Source organism: Streptomyces sp. 13-12-16, from assembly GCF_002114215.1.
Taxonomy (GTDB): domain Bacteria; phylum Actinomycetota; class Actinomycetes; order Streptomycetales; family Streptomycetaceae; genus Streptomyces.
In genome coordinates this window covers 1-1,269 of sequence record NZ_NCTE01001121.1, presented here as the reverse complement: position 1 = coordinate 1,269, position 1,269 = coordinate 1, and the positions used below count along the sequence as shown (strand labels likewise).

The window sequence follows — 1,269 nt, the reverse complement described above, 5'->3', positions numbered from 1 at the left end:
CGGGCGGCGCGGTCCTGGCGCCGGCCGGCACCGCGAGAGCCGCCGACCCGCGGCACGGCCGCGGCCGGGGGCTGAGGAGCCTGCCCGTGCCCACGATCGTCGGCCACCGGGGAGCGAGCGGCTACCGGCCCGAGCACACCCTCGGCGCCTACCAGCTCGCCCTCGACATGGGCGCGGACATCGTCGAGGCCGGTGACCTCGTCCCCACCAGGGACGGCCACCTCGTCTGCCGGCACGAACCGGAGATCGGCGGCACCACGGACGTCGCCGACCACCCCGAGTTCGCCGGCCGCCGGACCACCAAGACCCTGGACGGCGCCTCCGTCACCGGCTGGTTCACCGAGGACTTCACCCTCGCCGAGCTGAAGCGGCTGCGCGCCGTCGAGCGCATCCCCGCCAACCGCCCGCACAACACCCTCTACGACGGCCGCTGGGGGATCCCCACCTTCGAGGAGGTGCTGCGCTGGCAGGACGAGCAGACCCGCAGGCGCGGCAAGCAGGTCTGGATCTACCCCGAGACCAAGCACCCCACCTACTTCCGCCGCCTCGGCCTCGGCCTGGAGGAGCGGGTCGCGAAGCTGCTGCGCGAGCACGGCAAGGACCGCCGGAACTCGCCGGTCATCCTGCAGTCGTTCGAGCCGACGAGCGTCCAGCGGCTGCGCCGGCTCGTGGACAACCCGCTCGTGGTCCTGCTGTCCGGCGCCGGCAGCCGCCCCTGGGACTTCGTCGAGTCCGGCGACCCGCGCACCGTCGCCGACCTCATCACCCCCGAGGGCCTGAAGGAGATCGCCTCCTACGCCCAGGGCATCGGCCCCACCCTCGACCTGGTCATCCCGCGTGACGCGGCCGGCCGGCTCACCGAGCCGACCACGCTGGTGCGGGACGCCCACCGCGCGGGCCTGATCCTGCACCCCTACACCCTGCGCAACGAGAACCCCTTCCTGCCCGCCGACTTCCGCGAGGGCACCGACCCCGACGCCTACGGCGACGTCTTCGGCGCCTACCGGAGGTACTTCGCCACCGGCATCGACGGCGTCTTCACCGACAACCCGGACACCGGGCTGCTGGCCCGCGAGGACTTCGTCAACGACTGACCCGCTTTGCCCGTAAGGGGGATTCCGGGCCGCTCCGGGCAACCCCGGCCGGAGCGGCCGAGTCGTTGCGCGTATGACACACGAGCCGGTCACGGCGTACGAGCTGGTCGTCTCCCTGCGTCCGCTGCTCGCCGCGGAGGCCGCCGCCGAGGCGCTCGGCTCCGGGGCCGAACCG

The 1,269-nt window shown here is 73.7% G+C and carries 1 protein-coding gene; it reads left to right on the top strand.

The features are described 5' to 3' along the window. The coding region (locus tag B7767_RS36180) for a glycerophosphodiester phosphodiesterase (RefSeq protein ID WP_085575732.1) at positions 1–1,094 on the top strand (1,094 nt) is incomplete at its 5' end. Positions 1,095–1,269 lie beyond the last annotated feature (175 nt).